The organism is Candidatus Marinarcus aquaticus (genome assembly GCF_004116335.1).
GTDB classification, from domain to species: Bacteria; Campylobacterota; Campylobacteria; order Campylobacterales; family Arcobacteraceae; genus Marinarcus; species Marinarcus aquaticus.
On sequence record NZ_PDKN01000005.1, the window covers coordinates 70,940 to 89,466 of the forward strand.

18 protein-coding genes are annotated in these 18,527 nt (G+C 35.1%); 3 read left to right on the plus strand and 15 right to left on the minus strand.

Features of this window, described 5'->3' with window-relative positions; all coding sequences use genetic code 11:
* Positions 1–3 precede the first annotated feature (3 nt).
* On the plus strand, positions 4–1,602 hold the full coding sequence (locus CRV04_RS08370) for a hypothetical protein (RefSeq protein WP_128996394.1): 1,599 nt from the start codon (positions 4–6) through the stop codon (positions 1,600–1,602).
* 76 nt (positions 1,603–1,678) lie between these two features.
* On the opposite strand, the gene mqnE is transcribed toward CRV04_RS08370, so the two are convergent.
* From mqnE to CRV04_RS08400, 6 genes are all read right to left on the minus strand, one after another.
* Entirely contained in the window at positions 1,679–2,740 is a 1,062-nt protein-coding gene (gene mqnE / locus CRV04_RS08375; protein ID WP_128996395.1) for an aminofutalosine synthase MqnE, read from the minus strand.
* 14 nt (positions 2,741–2,754) lie between these two features.
* On the minus strand, positions 2,755–3,081 hold the full coding sequence (locus CRV04_RS08380; protein ID WP_128996396.1) for a hypothetical protein: 327 nt from the start codon (positions 3,079–3,081) through the stop codon (positions 2,755–2,757).
* Positions 3,078–3,725 carry a carbonic anhydrase gene (locus CRV04_RS08385; protein ID WP_128996397.1) on the minus strand — a complete coding sequence of 216 codons (648 nt, stop codon included), beginning with the start codon at positions 3,723–3,725 and terminating at the stop codon, positions 3,078–3,080. Before CRV04_RS08385 ends, CRV04_RS08380 begins: the two co-directional genes overlap by 4 nt.
* Positions 3,726–3,734: 9 nt before the next feature.
* Positions 3,735–3,974 carry a hypothetical protein gene (locus CRV04_RS08390; RefSeq protein WP_128996398.1) on the minus strand — a complete coding sequence of 80 codons (240 nt, stop codon included), beginning with the start codon at positions 3,972–3,974 and terminating at the stop codon, positions 3,735–3,737.
* On the minus strand, positions 3,971–5,068 hold the full coding sequence (locus CRV04_RS08395) for an aminotransferase class I/II-fold pyridoxal phosphate-dependent enzyme (RefSeq protein WP_128996399.1): 1,098 nt from the start codon (positions 5,066–5,068) through the stop codon (positions 3,971–3,973). The genes CRV04_RS08390 and CRV04_RS08395 overlap by 4 nt, the downstream gene beginning before the upstream one ends.
* A gap of 267 nt (positions 5,069–5,335) precedes the next feature.
* Positions 5,336–6,952 carry a cation:proton antiporter domain-containing protein gene (locus tag CRV04_RS08400; protein ID WP_128996400.1) on the minus strand — a complete coding sequence of 539 codons (1,617 nt, stop codon included), beginning with the start codon at positions 6,950–6,952 and terminating at the stop codon, positions 5,336–5,338.
* Between the two features lie 127 nt (positions 6,953–7,079).
* On the opposite strand from CRV04_RS08400, the gene CRV04_RS08405 reads away from it, so the two are divergent.
* Positions 7,080–7,754, plus strand: a complete 675-nt coding sequence (locus tag CRV04_RS08405; RefSeq protein ID WP_128996401.1) for a DUF502 domain-containing protein — start codon at positions 7,080–7,082, stop codon at positions 7,752–7,754.
* Positions 7,755–7,756: 2 nt separating this feature from the next.
* Here CRV04_RS08405 and CRV04_RS08410 read toward each other — a convergent pair whose 3' ends face one another.
* The 6 genes from CRV04_RS08410 to CRV04_RS08435 form a co-directional block, all read right to left on the minus strand.
* Positions 7,757–9,250 carry a c-type heme family protein gene (locus tag CRV04_RS08410; RefSeq protein WP_128996402.1) on the minus strand — a complete coding sequence of 498 codons (1,494 nt, stop codon included), beginning with the start codon at positions 9,248–9,250 and terminating at the stop codon, positions 7,757–7,759.
* Between the two features lie 130 nt (positions 9,251–9,380).
* Positions 9,381–9,713 (minus strand): YraN family protein, encoded by a 333-nt coding sequence (locus tag CRV04_RS08415; RefSeq protein WP_128996403.1) that lies wholly within the window; start codon positions 9,711–9,713, stop codon positions 9,381–9,383.
* A complete protein-coding gene (locus tag CRV04_RS08420; protein ID WP_128996404.1) occupies positions 9,700–11,781 on the minus strand; it encodes a molybdopterin oxidoreductase family protein in 2,082 nt (693 codons plus the stop codon). The genes CRV04_RS08415 and CRV04_RS08420 overlap by 14 nt, the downstream gene beginning before the upstream one ends.
* Positions 11,781–11,981 carry a sulfur carrier protein ThiS gene (gene thiS, locus CRV04_RS08425; protein ID WP_128996405.1) on the minus strand — a complete coding sequence of 67 codons (201 nt, stop codon included), beginning with the start codon at positions 11,979–11,981 and terminating at the stop codon, positions 11,781–11,783. Before thiS ends, CRV04_RS08420 begins: the two co-directional genes overlap by 1 nt.
* Before the next feature lie 91 nt (positions 11,982–12,072).
* Positions 12,073–12,603 (minus strand): ankyrin repeat domain-containing protein, encoded by a 531-nt coding sequence (locus tag CRV04_RS08430; RefSeq protein WP_128996406.1) that lies wholly within the window; start codon positions 12,601–12,603, stop codon positions 12,073–12,075.
* Entirely contained in the window at positions 12,603–13,613 is a 1,011-nt protein-coding gene (locus CRV04_RS08435) for an SAM-dependent methyltransferase (protein ID WP_128996407.1), read from the minus strand. The genes CRV04_RS08430 and CRV04_RS08435 overlap by 1 nt, the downstream gene beginning before the upstream one ends.
* Before the next feature lie 145 nt (positions 13,614–13,758).
* On the opposite strand from CRV04_RS08435, the gene pyk reads away from it, so the two are divergent.
* Positions 13,759–15,204, plus strand: a complete 1,446-nt coding sequence (pyk, locus tag CRV04_RS08440; RefSeq protein ID WP_128996408.1) for a pyruvate kinase — start codon at positions 13,759–13,761, stop codon at positions 15,202–15,204.
* 9 nt (positions 15,205–15,213) lie between these two features.
* Here pyk and CRV04_RS08445 read toward each other — a convergent pair whose 3' ends face one another.
* The 3 genes from CRV04_RS08445 to CRV04_RS08455 all read right to left on the minus strand — a co-directional run bounded on the left by CRV04_RS08445 (position 15,214) and on the right by CRV04_RS08455 (position 18,320).
* On the minus strand, positions 15,214–16,392 hold the full coding sequence (locus tag CRV04_RS08445; RefSeq protein WP_128996409.1) for a TolC family protein: 1,179 nt from the start codon (positions 16,390–16,392) through the stop codon (positions 15,214–15,216).
* Positions 16,373–17,554 (minus strand): aminotransferase class III-fold pyridoxal phosphate-dependent enzyme, encoded by a 1,182-nt coding sequence (locus CRV04_RS08450; protein ID WP_128996410.1) that lies wholly within the window; start codon positions 17,552–17,554, stop codon positions 16,373–16,375. The genes CRV04_RS08445 and CRV04_RS08450 overlap by 20 nt, the downstream gene beginning before the upstream one ends.
* A gap of 79 nt (positions 17,555–17,633) precedes the next feature.
* A complete protein-coding gene (locus CRV04_RS08455) occupies positions 17,634–18,320 on the minus strand; it encodes a response regulator transcription factor (protein ID WP_128996411.1) in 687 nt (228 codons plus the stop codon).
* Positions 18,321–18,527: the final 207 nt, after the last annotated feature.

The window sequence follows — 18,527 nt, forward strand, 5'->3', positions numbered from 1 at the left end:
ATCATGTTTGGTAAAAGTTCACAATATGTAAGTATTATAAAGTACTATAATCAATTGAAGCTTGATTATAAACTGTTAAACAATGACGATATCATCAAAGCGGAACAATCTACATTTTTAACTTCAGGGTTGAGTCTGCCTGAGGATGTGGTGATTAAATTGCGTACATTGGAACAAAATGAACCTGAAACCTACTTCTCAACGGTGTGTGATGCCCCCACTCAAAAACTTTATGCAAAAGGGGATAAACCCGATGCTGATACTAATGTGGTGGTTAATTTAAACAGTGATTATAAAGTGGCTTTAGATAAAAGTACACTTTTTGAAACCAAATACTATTTTGATGCCAGCGGAATTGATTATATCTATTCCCCTTTTCATATTTTAAATCTGCATTGTGAACAAAACCCAAGTGCTTCAGCCTTAACAGGGCTTATTTTAAATGACTCATTGTATTTGGTGATTTTAAATGAAGAGAACAAAATTGTCTATTATGCCATTAAAGCGTTGACCTCATTTGCTGAGATTAAAGAGTCGCACTTTTATGATAATGAAATTTCAGGGCAAAAACTCTTTGATGAGATTTACTATTATGAAATAGAGAACATCATCAGCACGGTTTTAGCTGAATTTTATGCCACTAAAGATAAAACTTTTATTGACAGAGTAACCATATTACATATGATTAAACAGCTCAATGATGAACAGGTTAATACCTTACATAAAGAGCTTTTAATCGAAGTGAACTATCATCCTATCTCAATGGATGATTACATCTATGAGTTGGCCAAACAGCCTTTAAAACAGCAAAAGAGTTTTATTGCACCACGAAAAAAGGTCAAAAGTAAATTTACTTTTATTTCTCTGTTGCTTTTTTTAATTATTTCTGCGGCGTCTGTTTATACGATTTACACATTTATGGAGATAAAAAAACAGAGCGTGGAAGAAAAAATAGTGCAAGAGAAAATTCAAAAAGAAGCGCTTAAAAAACAAAAAGAGCTGTTGGCAAAAAAACCTGCATTGCCAAATCATATGGTTAAAAACAGAGCAATTTCTAAACACCTTTTAGAGCTGTTTGAAAATATTCCATACAATGTGGTACTTAACTCATTGAAACTGGAAGCCAAACAGTCTACTATGAGTGTGAGTTTACTTGAAGATGACACCTTTATTCGATCAATGCAACCCAATTTTTTAAAACTCTATGCACATTCAGATATTGAGTTTATTGATGGAAAGAGCACCGTTTTAAACGCGACCATTATCAACCGTGATAAGATTGAAGAGACAAGCAACATCAAAGAGATTTTACCCAACTATATAGTCAACGAATTTTTGCCAAAACAAAGAGTACATGAAGTTCTAGCAGGACTTTTAGGTAAAGATGTAAATTTTGAGTTTAAATCGGATTTTCAATCAGAAGTGAGTACATTTAATTATCAAGTTGATACGGTTTATAAAACACCAAAAGAGCTTTTTGACTTAATTGAACGATTAAACATTGCATTGTATTCTGTGAACATCTCTTATCCTATAATCATGGAGAAAACAGATGAAGGAATACGAACGCAATTTATTGTACAATTTCACCAAAACAGATAACTGCTCTGGGCCACGACGATGAAAGTCGTGGTTTGTTATAGCTTTTTATTAAAAACTGAAGAGAAATAAAAAGGTATTACCACACTTTTATTTCGTTATATACGGAGTCTCTCTCCACTGGAACAAATCCAGAATTTTTAATCACATCTATAAATGTTTGCAGTGGCATACCATTGGCACTTGCTGCTCCTGCTGCACTTTGAATGGACTCTTTTTGAATGGTTCCATCTAAATCATCAGCACCAAACTCTTGCGCTAGAAGAGCCAGTTTCATGGTAGAAGTCACCCAATAGGCTTTGATATGTGGAATATTGTTGAGTAAAATTCTTGCAATGGCAAAGGTTTTTAAAATCTCTTGTCCTGTTGGAAACTCTTTGACTTTTAAATAGTTATTCTCTTTTTGATAAACAAGAGGAATAAAGGCGTTAAAGCCACCCGTTTTGTCTTGTAAATCACGCAGTCGCAACATATGATCAATTCTATGTTCTCTTGTCTCTACGTGTCCAAAGAGCATCGTAGCATTACTTTGTTTGCCTTGTTGGTGCCAGAGTTGGTGAATATCCAACCACTGTTGAGACGTCACTTTTCCTCCACAGATTTTCTTACGTACCTTTTCATCAAAGATTTCTGCACCCCCACCTGGCATAGAATCCACACCACTTTCAAGCATTTTTGCAATGATCTCTTCATATGTAAGGTTATACTCTTGGCTTAAAAAGTGAATTTCAGCTGCAGTGAGTGCTTTGACATGCAGTTGAGGGTAGGTGTCTTTGATTTTTTTAAAGATATCCATGTACCACTCTAAACCTGTATCAGGATTATGCGCAGATACGATATGTACCTCTTTAATATCTTTTTCAACGGCTTTTGCCACATCTGCCATAATCTCTTCATGAGACATGGTATAAGGGTTGGGATTTTTTCTACTTGAACTGTAAGCACAAAATTGGCACACGTCTTTACAGATGTTGGTTGGATTGATGTGCCGATTGATATTAAAGTAGCTTTTATTAGCAAACTTTTCTCGTCGTATTTTATTGGCGACTTTGCCTAAAGTAAAGAGGTCTAAATCATAAAGTGCGACGGCTTCTTCAAATGTCAGACGCTCTTGGTTAAAAATTTTTTCTTCTAGTGTCATAATTGTCCAATGTGTTAGTTACAGTCTAAATCTTTACTGTACTCATGTTTATAATTGTAAAGTACAAATCCATTGCACTCTTTGTTGGTATTTAAATCTTTGAATTTTAAACTATAAAGGGTTCCTTTTTTCTTAACTTCAGGGTCTTCTACTTTGTGAACTTTATAAACGGTTACATCCGTAACATTTGGATGCCCAAGTTTTCCAAGAATCTCTTCAAGTTTATCTGCACGCAACTGCGAGCTTACAATATAGTATGCGATACCAACAAGTACAACAATAATGATTGCAATCATATGTTTTTTCGGGATTTTTCTTACTTCTACGTTTTCTTGACTCATTTTATCTCTTTCAGTGGTTTATAGATTTTTTCTTCTCTGTCATAATATTCTAAGGTACCTGTTTCAATCGAGTAGTACCAACCATGGATTCGTAAATCTCCTGATTCAATTCTTTGCTTAACAGCAGGATATGAAAAAAGATTTTCAACTTGGTACAAAATCGAGTTACGCTCTGTTTGACGATAAAGCTCTTCCATGTCATTAGGGTCTTTGATGTTTTTAAGCGTAAACTCTTTGGCTTTTTGTCCCAACTCAAGCCACTTTTTAATATGAATCATGGAAGGTTCATTAGGAATCTCTTCATACAGACTTTTACATGCTCCACAATGTGAGTGGCCACATACAATGATGTCTCTTACTTTTAAGACAGAAACCGCATATTCAATCCCTGCTGCACTACCGTGGAAGTCATTATCGGCTTTAAATGGAGGGATAAAATTGCCCACGTTTCGTAAAATGAACATGTCCCCTGGTTTGGTATCAAGCATCAAATCAGGCGTTACTCGACTGTCAGAGCATCCAATAAACAGCACTTCAGGTTTTTGTCCTATTTTAACCGATTTTTTTAAATCTTTTTCAAAATAGGGGAAATAGAGACTTCTGAATTTTTCATTTCCTTTGATTAAGTGTTGAATTCTTGTCATAATATCCTCTTATTGGGTTTTAATAATTTTTGTCTCTTTTAAAGAGATGGCCGTAATTTTTTTTACGCTGTCTTCATCGTCTCGACGTGTCTCTTGATACTCTATTAAATAGTCAAAGTTGTGACATGAAACAAGGGTATTAAAGTTGGATAATTTTATAACTTCACATTTTTTTTGAGGTACAACCACACTCTCTTGTGCTAAGAGTGGAAGTGTACAGATAAATAGCAGTATTAAATATTTTTTCATAAGAACTCCTTGAGCAGTTGACATACTTTTTTTAAATCATCACACGGAATATCTATTTTAGCTATGAGTCTTATTATAGCCTCTTTAACTGTAGGTTGTCTTATAGCCCCCACTAAAAATCCGTGCTCTTTTAAACGTGTTTGTATGCTTAAAACTTTTTGGTTATCATTAATTACAATGGGAATAATCAAGCTTTCAGATCTGATTCCCAACTCTTGTTGAATAATATGAAGATGAGCAGCAATGCGCTTTTTTAACTCTTTTTGATTGTGTAAAATATAGTGCAGTGACTCTAACCCCATGGCTGTGTCAAATAAAGAGGGTGCCGTGGTATAGATGATGGCTTTGGCACGATTGATTAAAAAATCAATCACCGTGTGTGAAGCCAAGATATAAGCGCCGTAACTTCCATACGCTTTTCCCAGTGTTCCCATTTTTACATGGTTGGCTTGGGGTGTGATGTTATAATAATCAAAGATGCCTAAAAGATGCTCTCCAATGACTCCTGAACTGTGCGCTTCATCCACTAAAAGAAGCGCGTTGTGTTCATCTGCAATATTAAAAATAGCTTTGGGTGCGACATCACCATGCATGGAGTAAACCCCTTCAATGGCAATAATCAGTCGGTCATAGTTGGATGAGAGTTGTGAAATTTTATCTTGTAAGTCTGAGGCATCATTGTGATTAAATACAATCACTTGTTCTTTTTTTAAAAGTCGGGTCGCTAACATACCACTGGCATGATACTCTTCATCAATGAAAAGAATATCTTTTTTTCGCACCAACGCTTCAATCATAGAAACATTGGCCAAAAAACCACTTCCGACAATCACCCCATCTTCAAAACCATTGGCTTGGTAAAGGGCTTGTTCAAACTCTTGATGAATGGAAGTGTATCCATTGACTAAAGTCGATGCTTTGGGGCCTTGGTAGTGGTGATTTAAAACACGTTCATACGCACTCATGAAAAGAACACGATTTTGAGCCAATCCCAAGTAGTCATTTGAGGCCAAATCAACTAAAGAGGGGTCGTGAATCTGGCGTTGTCGATAGCGATTAGATTTTTTAATGGCAGTTAACTCTTTATCGTACAAAAAAGCTCCTATATTGAGGAGATCTCTAAAAATTAATATCATTCATTTTTAGAGGTCTCCTGTGTCTGGAATTATATTAAATTATAGATTAAACTCAATTTATAGGAAATTTTCTAAAAAGCTATACAATTGCTACAATGATATGTTACATTACATTTGTTGATATACAAGACTTCCATATTTTAAATCGTTCAGTTTAGGCTTGACATGACTTCTGACTCTGTTTTGCGGCAACAGAGTTCAAGAAGTCGTTAAGCTTAACTCTTTCTACTCATCATACAGTTTACACGTCGTTCCACTTTCAACCAACAGTTTTGCAACTTCTTGTTGTGCATGTACAAAATTCTTAATATTGAGCTCTTTTAAATCTTTTCGCTCCTCTATGGAGTCTACTTTTACAACCAAATTGGCATGAGGGATAAACTTTTGTACGGCTTCACAAATCAATCTTTTCTTTGTTACATTGCTCAGTGTAATAATCAAACTTCGCGCTTCATCGGCTTTAAGTGATTCTAATACCGGCAATTTATCTAAGTGACCAAAGTAGGCCATATAACCTTGCTTACGTGCAAGTAATACGTGTCGTAAGTCATCTGAGATGATGACAAATTGTATCTTTTTCTCTTCTAAAGTACGTGCAACAATCCGTCCTAAAGTATCAAATCCACAAATGATGATGTGGTTTTTAGCCTCAATGGGTGTAATTTTATCGGATTCATAAAACTCTACGACCACATAAGAAGCGAGTTTATAGATGTTATTAACAATAAAGGGCGTTATAATCATAGATAACACGGTGATTAAAATCAGAAACTTACTGAGCTCGTCTGAAAGCAAGTGTTGATTGGATGCTAAAGCAAACACTGCAAAGGAGAATTCTCCGATTTGACAAAGAGCGAGTGCTGCTTTAACGCTGTCACTTTTGTTGGCCTTACGCCTAATAAGAAAGTAGACAATGACTGCTTTTATGAGCATCACTGCAATGAATATCATGACTACCCAGTGTAGGTTGGTCATCAAAAAGACAACATCAATTTTGGTTCCCACTGAGAAGAAAAAGGCTCCCAGCAGAAGGTCTTTATATGAAGCAATATCGGATTCTACTTTAACATGATATGAGGTTTCTGCAATGATCATTCCTGCAATAAAAGCACCCAAAGAGTAGGTGAAGCCCAAAGCGTGTGCGAGTAGAGAAGCACCAATTACAATGGAGAGAACAGAACCCAAAAAGAGCTCTTCAAGTTTGGCATTAGATGAGAAGTGCAACAACCAATTCATTACTTTTTTTCCGACTGTGAACATAAACACAATAATAATAATGGCACTGAATACCGTCTGTACGATGACTTGATCAAGACTTAATGTGTCGTTGGACAAAAAGCTGATGAGAAGTAAAATAGGAATAACCGCTAAATCTTGGAAAATTAAAATTGCGGTGGCTTTTTCACCATAGGGGGTATAGATATCTTTGGATTGCTTTAAATAGGTTAAAACAATGGCCGTCGATGAAAGAGAAAATGCCAAGGCAATGATAATAGAGGCCGTGGTAGGGATAATAAAAACAAATTTTGAGACTATAAAAATAATGCTTGCACTCAAACCCACTTGTAAGGCCCCATTGACCAACAAAATCTCTTTCATCTTTTTAAGTTTATTAAAGGACATCTCCAAGCCAATGGTGAACATTAAAAAAACAATACCAAACTCCGCAATGAGATTGAGTGCATCAAGGTCGTTGTCTCCATTAAAATTAAAAATGTTACTGATAAGTGTACCTGTGATGATATAACCAATAATATGTGAGATTGAGAGTTTTTTTAAAATAAGGTTCAGTACGGTTGAAATGGCAAGTGAGATAAATATGATAAGTAGTATTGATTCCATGGAGTATTTTAGCAAAATTTTTTATAGTTTTGAAAAAAATATGTATAGAAACTATACAAAATGGTTTCAATTATCAATGAAAATTGAGTTGTAACATGCTATTATCATCTGCATAAAGGAAAAGCAGATGTTAGATACATTTCGTCAATTTTTAAGTCAAGGGAAGAGTCATATCTTCTCACTTATTTTAAAAGGTCTTTTTTGGTTAGCACCTATCATTGCTGTTAGTATTATAATTTTGTGGATTTATGACAAAATAAATGCACTCACGGGAAGTTTGTTTGAACTTTTTGGATTTAATCCAGAAAATCATCCTTTTTTATGGACCCTCATAGGTTTGATGATTTTAGGGTTTATGGCGTATGTGATTGGTCTTTTTGTAGAGACTCGATTTGGAGATTTTATCCAACGACTCTATGCTAAAATTCCTGGTTATGAAACCATTAAAGATTTGGTGGATATTTTCAATACCTCAAAATCGGGTGAAAAAAAGGTTTTAGTGGTACTCATTAAAGGGTTTGGTAAGCAAGGGTATAACGTGGGATTAATGTACTCAACCAAAGAGAGTATTTTAAAAGAGCATTACACCGTAACACTTTCAATGACACCTATTCCCAATGGAGGATATATGTTTGAAATTCATCAAGATAAAATTTATGTCATTCAAGAGGCCACGTTTGACAGCAATTTACAATATCTCCTCTCTATGGGAGTGAAGTCGTTACCTGAGATTTTAAAAATTCAACCCAAATCTTTAGAAGAGTTACCTACTTTGAAACATTTTTTAAATAATAAAGAGTAGTGTTACTCTTTATTTTCAAGTGGCAAAGTGATTTTAAAACATACACCTGAATAATCCTTATTCTCATATGAAAGCGTGGAGTGGGTTACGTTGATACTTCCATTGAGATTTTCACTGATCAATTTCGATGCTAAAAAGAGACTTAGATTGTTGGTTTGGTAGTCATAACGACTTGTAATAGAGGGTTCAAAAAGTTTTTTAATTGCTTCATCATCGATACAATTGGTGTTCTCTTTAATCATAATATGCACTTCATTCTCTTTGCGTGTGAGTTGAAGGAGTAATACTTTAGGCTCTAGCAAGCTATTTTCATAGAGTTTTTGTAAGTAGTTAAAAATATATAAAATCGCTTTGGTGAAAGCATATTTATAGTTTTTAACTTCAATATTGGGTTCAACTTCAATTATAAAATGAATATTTTGGCACTTGGTATTGGCTTTTAAAATTTGCACATCATTCAGTAAATACTCTGAGATATTAAATGTTATTTTTGATGAATGTTCATCAATTAAATTGGTGAAATCTTCAATGGTTTGTGAAAGATATTTGGTGGTATGAATGATTTCATCCATCGCTTTATCAATCATATCTGGGGTAATGGTATTAAACTCTCTTTGCAGTTTAATACCACTGGCACTTGTTGAAATAATACTCAGAGGCTGTCGCCAGTGATGAGCGATGTTATTGAGCATCTCTCCCAAAGAGGCAATTTTGGATTGTTTAAAGAGCATTTGATCTTTTAATGCCAATTGCGAGATCAGTTTTTGCTCTTCTAAAATAGAGTTTTTAAGTCGTTGATAAAAAAAGTAAATAATGCCATACAACACTAAAAGTATAAAGAGGTGCATAAACAAAATTTTTTGAACCTCTTGAAAGCTTTTTTCATTGTAATAGATCATGGGTATTGTAATAGAGATTCCTCCACGAACATCTCCCAATTCATAACCATGCGTCTCATGACAGGCAAAACATTCGGCTTCTGTGTTTAAAACTTTCATATAGCGAAGATGCTCTTCTCCTTTATAGTTATATATCTCATAATATTCTGAAATCTCTTTATTTTCAAACCGTTTTAAAACAGCTTCTTCCCACTTATCAGGATGATTTTTTGGGTTGACAGGATTCAGACTGGTGATATGTCCATACTCATCGAATCGACCTTTGAAGTTTTCCAACATCTCTCGTAAACTGTAAGCAGGATTCATTAATGTGAGCTTTTTACCATCGGTGGTCTCTAAATCTCTGAAAGGATGATTTTTTAAATAGGGATTGGGTTGTGTTTTTTCTGTGGGAAAGACATACACACCTCCATGCATGGCAACCCATTTTCTAAAGTTGAGGTTCTTCTCAAATGCGTTCTTGGCTTGTTCTAAAACGAGCTCTTGCTTTTGATGATAAGCGTTATAAATCGCATAAGCAGCCGATACGGCAACGGTAAAAGTTAATAATAAAGTAATGATAATTGTAACTTTATTTAATCGATTTAAACTGTTCATAGCGACCACCTCTTCTCACTATATAAGTTACTATAACATAAAAAATAAAAAGTTACATTAAAATTACAATCTAGTTTGTCTTAGAAAAAAGAGTCCGTGTGAAAGTTTTGTTTTATAAGTCAAATATTGTTTAAAGCGTAATGTTTTCAAGAAACTCTATTTGCTCTTGAGTTACAATGATGGCATCCAAAGTGTAGTCATTTTTCAGATTTTTTTGTTGTACATAGTAATCAATACTGCGCATGAGTTTTGAGAGTTTAGATGCAGTGATGTTATACACAGCCGTTTCATACTCATTGGCTGATTTGACTTCAATAAAGTGATATACGCCGTTTTTAGAAGCAATGATATCAATCTCACCCAGTTTTTTAGCATAAAAGTTTTGTTCAATGATGGTAAAGCCGTGCGATTGCAGATAATCGCACGCTTTTTGTTCTGCTTTGTCACCCTTAGACCGGCTCAATTTCAACTCGTATGGATTTAAAACATGCCGTCATAATCAGTTCATCCGCTTCATCACCAAAAATAAAGTTGACTTTTGATTTGGCATGGTGAAAGGTTGTAAAAAGAGTATTGGGTTTAATCGTTTTAACATATTTCACTGGCATGATGGCTGTTTCACCGTATTGTGTTTTAAGAATAACTTTATCGCTTCCAATGCGCTCTTTGTCTTCAATACTGGCTAAAATAACATCGGTGTCATATTTTGAGTTCAATGATTCACTTTGAATCGTTTGTGCAGCATTGTTATAGTGTACAATAGTTCGACCCGTTGTTAAATAGAACTCATTTTTATGAAATGATTCATTGGTTACGAGTTTTTTAATCTGTTCTCGCAGTTTGTATTGGTTGTATTGGAATGTTCCTTTTCCATCTTCTGTTCTGAACTCTTCTACGTGTAAAATGGGTGTATCCTCTTTGGTGATTGGCCATTGCATCCCTCGGTTTCTGTTTTTAGAAAGCTTATGATACGTGGCACCACTGAATCGTGACCCTACGGCTTCTTTGGCTTCATTCCAAACAGATTCCACATCGGTGTAGTTAAAATCCCCTGTGATTTTGTTTTCAATATCTCGTAAGACTTCCCAATCATCTGGCATATTTGCTTCTACAAGAGGTTGAGAAAGATGAAGACGTCGCATCGCATTGACATAAACACCCACTTTTTCATACGCAGATTTTACACCAAATACAATGTCTGCCATTTTCGTCACTTCATTCATAAATAACTCATTTGAGATGATGAGCTCTAAGTTGCCCAGTGCTTTATGTACTTTGTTTTGGTTGGGGTGAATGTGTGCAATGTCTTCACCCATAACGTACATCGCTTTGATGTTTCCAGCAATCATCTCATCCATAAGTTGTGGGGTCATTAAACCAATCTCTTTTGGTGTTTGATAATCGGGGGCAAAGTAAGGTAAACATCCCGTATCACAGGCTCCTTGTACATTGTTTTGTCCTCGAAGTGGCATCAAGCCAGCACCTGTTTTTCCAATATTACCAGTGAGCATTGCTAAGTTAGTAATAGCCATAACCGCATATGAACCATCTAAATGTTCGGTAATACCAAGTCCCCAAAAAAACATCGATTTTTTAGTGGCATACGCACGTGCTACTTCAGGGATTTGTTCTGCTAAGAGTTCATATCCCTTGACATTTTTCATAAACTCTGGATTGGCATATTCATCATTTAAAATAGATTCTTTATATGCTTCAAAACCTTTACAGCGTGCATCAATGAACTCGTTGTTATAGAGTTTCTCATCTAAAATAACATAGGACATCATGTTTAAAACGAGCAAATTGGCTTCATAAGGTATGATCAACTCATTTTTTGCAAATTTACCCAATTGAATGTGTCGAACATCCATCACTGTTAAATCAGCTGTTTTTTCACGTGCTGCTTTGATGATTCGATTGGCAACAATCGGGTGTGCTTCAGTGGTATTTGAACCCATGACAATGATGTTTTCTGTTTGGAAAATATCATCGAATGGGTTGGTTGCTGCCCCTTCTCCAATGGTTGTTTTCATTCCTTTTAGACTGGGGCTGTGGCAGACACGTGCACAGTTGTCTACGTGTGGAGAGTGCATCGCTTCTCGTACAAACTTTTGAAACATGTAAGAGCTCTCACATGACGTTCGTGCTCCTCCCATACCACAAAAACTGTGTCGTCCGTACTTCTCTTTGATTTCTAAAAGTTTCCAAGCGGCTAATGAAGTGGTGAACTCATAGGGTGTTTCAAAGTAGGTTTCATCAAACTCTTTGAGTGTTTTTGCCCGTGCTTTAAGCTCACGCGGCATGTTCTCTAAGTTGACTTCAATGAAACTTTTTTTCACTCGACAGTTTCGGATTCTATCAGGACTTGCTACAAAACCAAAACCTGATTTTCCTTTGATGCAGAGTTTTCCTTGTGAAACGTACCCATCATTTTGAGCATAGATTTTTAAAATTTTATTCTCTTGTACTTGAGCAGTGATGTCACAACCAACGCCACAATACGTACAGACTGAGTTGATATCTGAAATCATCAACCACCACCTACAAACTGTAACAGTTCTACTTTATCATTTTCATTGAGTGCATGGGTGGACCAATTATCTTTTTTAACAATCTCCATGTTCACTGCTGCAGCCATGACTTTATCCTCTATTTGTAAAGAGGTAATCACTTCTTGCAATGAAATGGAAGGTTCAAACTCTTTTGTTTGACCATTTACAATTACTTGCATGATATAACCTTGAGATTTTATTTAATGGTGTGATTTTATCGAAAATATCTTTATGTTAAATCAAAGTGAACAATTAAATTTCTTGACTGAATTACTTAAGATTATGCTCATACTGGGACAACTCTGCCATCATTCCTTTATTCCCTTTTCTTTGAGCAAAATCATAAGGGCGCATACCGTATGCATTTTTGATTTTTAAATTTGCACCAAAAAAAATAAAGAGTTCAAGCATTTCAAAACGGCTATTATAGGCAATGTTGTGCATGGGTGCATTGCCAATGTTGTTTTTTAAATTGGGATTGGCTTTGTGTGTTAAAAGATATTTTGCAATGGGGATATTGTTTTGCAGTACCGCATAGTATAAAACACTGAAGCCTTTGTTGTCTTGGGCATCAATATTGGCACCTTGATCAACTAAAAATTTCACCATCGCTAAATCGCGTTTTTTTACGGACATATGCAAGCTGGATAACCCAGCAGTGGTTGTTGAGTCAATATCTTCAGTTTCTAAAGCGTGTTGCACTTTTTGAATATCCTCTTCATAGACAGCTTTATGAAGAGCGTTCCAACCATTATTGGCCCATATAAAAAGTGGCAACAGTAAAAAAACAAGACGTAACACTACGCCTCTTTTCTAAAAACGGCCACTTTAAAACGGTCACCCATGCCTGTTGGTTCAAGCAGGGTTTTGACTTTTTGAACTTCACGTAAGTAGATATTTTCACCTGAATATATTTTAACCATTTCAAGCAGTTCAATGATACCAAACTCCACTAAAGCTTTGAGTTGTGTTTGGTAACTGACGTTTTTAATACCAGCACTTTTAAAACTGTCAATGAGGTGCATGAAATTGACATCATACGTAATATCACTCTGGCCAAAAAGTTGTTTTAAATCTAAACCCTCTTCAAAGATAGGGTGCACTTGGTGTTTATGATAGATACGGGTTGAAAAGTCGTTTCGTGGATACTTCTCTCCATAATCAAAGGTAATGAACTCAAAGGTTTGAATGTTTTTTGCAAGGTTTTGCGCAAAGCTGTCAAAACCTAAAGCCACTTCCCCTTTAGTGATGCCATATTTTGAACAGATGGTTTGTATGGATGCATCTTCACACGGCTCAAAACTTATGCTATGCTCATTGACAAGGGCTTGTTGCAGTTCTCCTTCTTGTGTGGTATAGACCAATTCGCATGAAAATGCATCAAAAATCTCATTGGCTACAATAATCGCACTGTCCAGTTTCACTTCCGAAATATCATTATAGTGTACGAGTTTTATGGCATCTCCAAAGGCTTCTTTGAAGTAGGCTTTTTGTTGCTCTTGCAAAGGTTTAAACCGCTCTACAATGGCAAAAGTCATGGTGCTAAGCAGTTCCGGTTTGAGTGTATGAATAAATTCAATCATATCTGCCAGTAAATAACCGTGATGAGCGCCTACTTCTACAAGCGTGGTGTTGTTGGAGACAAAGCCCTCTTCAATGGTTTGAATGACTTTTTTACCAATGGCGCCACCAAAAAATTTAGAGGTCGAAACAGAGGTGTAAAAATCCCCATCTTTTCCTATGGTTCGGTATTTGGTGTAGTAGCCATTTTTGCCATAAAGCCAATCATTAAAATAGGTACTGAAATTCATCTTGGTTTATCCTTTATATTGGGAAATTGTACATTTTTACTTATTATATGTCAATCAAGGTAAACGTTTTAAGTTACAAGTTGTAATTGTAAAATGCCTTTTTTTTGTTATAATAAGGGAAATAAAATTATAAAGGATTCGGCCAATGGAAAAAAGAACAAAAATTTTAGCAACGTTAGGGCCAGCAAGCGACAGTGTTGAAACGATAGAGGGCTTAATTAAAGCCGGTGCAAATATGTTCAGACTCAATTTCTCTCATGGTAGCCATGAGTATCACGCACAAACTTTAGCCAACATTCGAACTGCCATGAAAAATCTGAACACCGTAGTAAGTGTACTGCAAGATATCTCTGGACCAAAAGTGAGAATAGGAGATTTAAAAGAACCATTTGATTTAAAACGTGGTGATATTATTACCTTACAAAAAAAAGAGATTGTGGGGTATCAAAAAAGCGATAATGAGTATATTGTCTCTATTAATTATCCTAATATTATTGATAAAATCAAAGAGGGTGAATACATTTATTTATATGATGGAACCATTCGAGCAAAAGTAATTGAGACGAAAAAAGAGCTTAAAGCGATGATTGAAAACCACGGAATGTTAAGTTCTAGAAAAGGGGTGAATTTCCCTAATACTTCAATTGATATTGATGTTATTACACCCAAAGATATAGAAGATATCAAATGGGGAGTTGAAAATAAAGTGGATTACTTTGCTATTTCATTTGTACAAAATGCAAAAGATATGAAACATGCACGACAACTTTTAGGTGGTTACAAAGGAAAACTCATTGCTAAAATCGAAAAATTTGATGCAGTTGAAAATATTGATGAAATTTTAGATGCCAGTGATGGTTTGATGGTGGCTCGTGGGGATTTAGGTATTGAAGTACCATACTATGATGTTCCAACCATTCAGAAAAAATTGATTAAAAAAGCAAATCTTGCTTGCAAACCTGTAATTACAGCAACGCAAATGTTGCTTTCTATGACCAATTCAGAACGAGCAACACGAGCAGAGATTTCAGACGTTGCCAATGCGGTACTTGATGGTACGGATGTGGTGATGCTTTCTGAAGAGAGTGCTATTGGGGTTGACCCAATTAATGTTGTGGATACCATGAGCAATATCATTGGTACAACAGAGGGTATTTATAACTATGAAAAACAGTATAAAATGCCATACCTTGACCAATTTGATGTGATTCAAGCAACGGCAACAAAACTGGCAGATGATATCAATGCCAAAGGAATTTTAGCCGTAACAAGTTCGGGGCAAAGTGCAATTAAAATGTCAAGATATCGACCAAAAACCAATATTTATGCTTTTACGCATAAGAAAAAAGTGCTCAATTCACTTGCAGGGGTTTGGGGTGTTTCACCTATTGGTACGATTAAAGAGGGGCATGCTTCGGTGATGTTCAATAAGATGTTAAAAACATTGGAAAGAAATGGGATTTTAGATCATAAAGGACCCTACATCACAACCATTGGTTATCCAGTTGGAATGCCTGGAAGCACCAATACCATTAAGATTTTAAATGAATCAGAGATTCAATACTATCTTAACTTAAAACAGAAGAGTTAATCTTCTGTTTTAGCGATTGATTCGTGCATACACATCCAGTAACTCAATTTGACGCTCCAATTTGAGTATCTCAATATCATACGCTTTTATCTGTTTAGAGTTTTGTAAAGTATCTAAATCTGCTTGTGCATTTAACCCTGCTTTTACGGCTTGTGTAATATCATTTAATAACGAGTCATAGAGTTTATAATCTTCTTTGGCAATTTCATCTTTTGCTTCAATTTTCTCTATTTTCGCCATTTGTGTTTTATAGTAGTTGGTCTCTTCTAAAATCGTCGTATTGTGTGTAATACGAGATTTTAGATAATCGATTCGAGCACTTTGAATGTCGTTTAAAAATCGAACGTCTAAAGGCAACGTAACATTTAAACCAATTGTTTCATTTTGTTCTTTGAGTGTTAAATCGCCATCTTTGTCATGATATTTGGTGTAATCGTACGTAAAGTTAATGGTTGGAAGATATTGTGAAATGGTCATAAAACTTAAGTGATCTTTCTTTTCAATGTCCTCTTTTGCAAGTTGAATGTTGAGGTTGTTGTTTAAAAACTCTTCATCTTTAACCACATCAAACACAGGCAATGAAAACTTTTGATACGGTTGTGAAGCCAAGTTATTAAAGTTGTTGATCAACTCTTTGTTTTGATATTCCAAATCTATGAGGGTATTTTTTGCTGTATTGGCATCTAAAATGGCATTGTCTAAATAAGAAGCATCCAATAATCCACTCATTACCTGCTCACGTTTTCTCATGATATCCAAGTTGGCATTGGCCACTAAGAGTTCTTGTTTTTTAAGGGTGTAGTTCATTTTATGAATTTCAAACAACAACGCAGTGGCATCTTTGATCATCGCTTTTTTCTGTAAATCAATATCCAAGTTGGAGTATTTTTCAACAGAGTTGGCGTATTGAATTGCTTCATAAATCCCACCACTTTTAAAGATGGGTTGATTAACCGTGATGGTTGATTTTAAAGGATTGGTCTGTTCATTATAAGTTCGTGAGAGTTTATATGTAACTGGGTTGATCCAATCTTTTTGCAGTTTTGCTGCATCTTCTTGAACCTGTTCTTTACTTAAATCAAAGAGTTTCAGACGGTCATTGGACAAGATTTGTTCATCATCACTTGCGAGTAATGATGAACATAATAAAAGTGTCGTTAAAAGGGTTTTAGATTTTAGAAATCGCATTATCTAACCTTTTAAACCCTTCATCCATCTCCTCTTTACTGATTGTAAGAGGTGGCAGAAGTCGTAAGGTATTTTTCCCTGCTTTTAAGACTAAAACACCCTCATTAAAAGCAGATTTGATGATGGCACTGAGTGTCTCTTCATCTTTGGCTCTTAATCCTCTCATAAGACCAAGACCTACTTTTTGCGTGAAGTATTCTGAATATTTTTCATAAATCTCATTCAATTTTTTTTCAAAATAGATGATGGCTTCATCTAAAGCCCCAGCGGTTTTGTATTCATCCAATTGGGTTAATACCTCTTTAGCTGCAGCAGTAACTAAGAAGTTTCCTCCAAAAGTTGAACCATGATCTCCAGGAGAGAAGATGTCTTTATGTTTGGTCATTACTACACCAATAGGAACACCTCCTCCAACACCTTTTGCCATGGTGATGATATCGGGTTCAATCTCATACAAATTTGAGGCTAAAAACTCACCTGTTCTATAAGCACCTGTTTGTACTTCATCGATGATTAAAAGAATCTCTTTCTCTTTTAAAAATTTCGCCAGTTGTTGAATCTCATCTTTGTCAAAGGGTTGAACACCACCTTCTCCTTGAACAAGCTCTAACATCACGGCAACGGTTTCATCATCGATACTCGTATAAATATCATTTAAGACATTGTTGTATGAAAACCCTTCAGGATAGGGTGAAAAGTTTGGAGAGTGCATCTTCTCTTGACCGGTTGCTTTGACTGTTGTAATGGTTCGGCCATGAAATGAGTGCTCTAAAGTAATCACTTTGTATCGTTGGTTTCCAAACTTTGTTCTTCCATATTTACGAGCAATTTTAATGGCACCCTCATTTGCTTCTGCTCCTGAGTTTGCAAAGAACATGGCCATATCATAACCACTTAGCTCTTGGATTTTTTGTGCTAAAAGTGCTTGAGGTTCAATTAAATAGAGGTTTGAAATATGGGTAATATTTTGAACTTGTTCATAAATAGCATCGGCAACTTTTTGGTTTCCATGACCGACTGAAACCACACCAATCCCTGAGGTAAAGTCGATATAATCTTTGCTGTTTTCATCAAAAAGTGTGGCATTAATCCCTTTTTTGAAGTTGACATAATTTCGTGCATAAGTGTGTAAAACATACTGTTTATCAATATTTTCAAGCATAAAAAAATCCTCTTAAATTCATTTAAATTTAAGAGGATTATATCCAAAAAATATTTAGAAGTGAGGCTAAATATTATAATTATTTTTTATTTTTGACTTTTAGTCGGTAACCGATTGCATAAATTGATTCAATCAATTCAAAATTGATTTTAAGTTTTAATCGGTATAAAAGTGTTCTGAATTTACTTGTATTACAAACCGCATCGTCATAAATAAAACTCATAATCTCTTCTGTACTTACGGTTGAATTGAGTCTTGATGTTAACAGTTTAAGCAATTCGGTCTCTTTTTTGGTCAGCTTAATCTCTTTTGTATTTTTATACAATTTATCAAGTTTTTTATCCCAGTAGAAGTTGTTTGCTAATTCAAGGAGATTGACTTTGTTGTCATCCTCTTTTAACTCATCAACGGCTCTTCTGATAATAATGCCTAAATCTTCTGCGTTGATTGGTTTGATGATGTACTCTGTTAAGTTTAATTTAATGGCCACTAACAGTTCTTCAACGTTGGTGTCTTTGGTTAAAATAACAATTTTACATGTTTTATCGAGCGCTCTAATTTTTTGGGCTAACTCGAGTCCATTCATTTCTGAGAGGTTGGTATCAAGAATTAAAATCTTTGGTTTGTGTTCTTTGAATACTTCCCAAGCTTTCTTTCCGCTGTTTGCTTCGAAAACGTTTTTGAATAAACCTTTCAGATATGATAAGCAATCATCACGTTGCGCGTCGTCACCTTGTGCATAAAGAAGTGTATAATTTTCTATCATAATAAACTCTTTTTATATTTGGTTTTTTTAATCACACAATATTATCACAATATTGTAGCAACATTGTCACATTTGTCATGAAATTGACAAATATTACATTTTTGTTTCTATTATAACATCTTTTTTTTAAATGGAGTGTAACAATTTAAATTTTTTTATTTTTTTTAATTTTTTTTTAGATAAAATTAAAATCAAAAATCAAGGCTG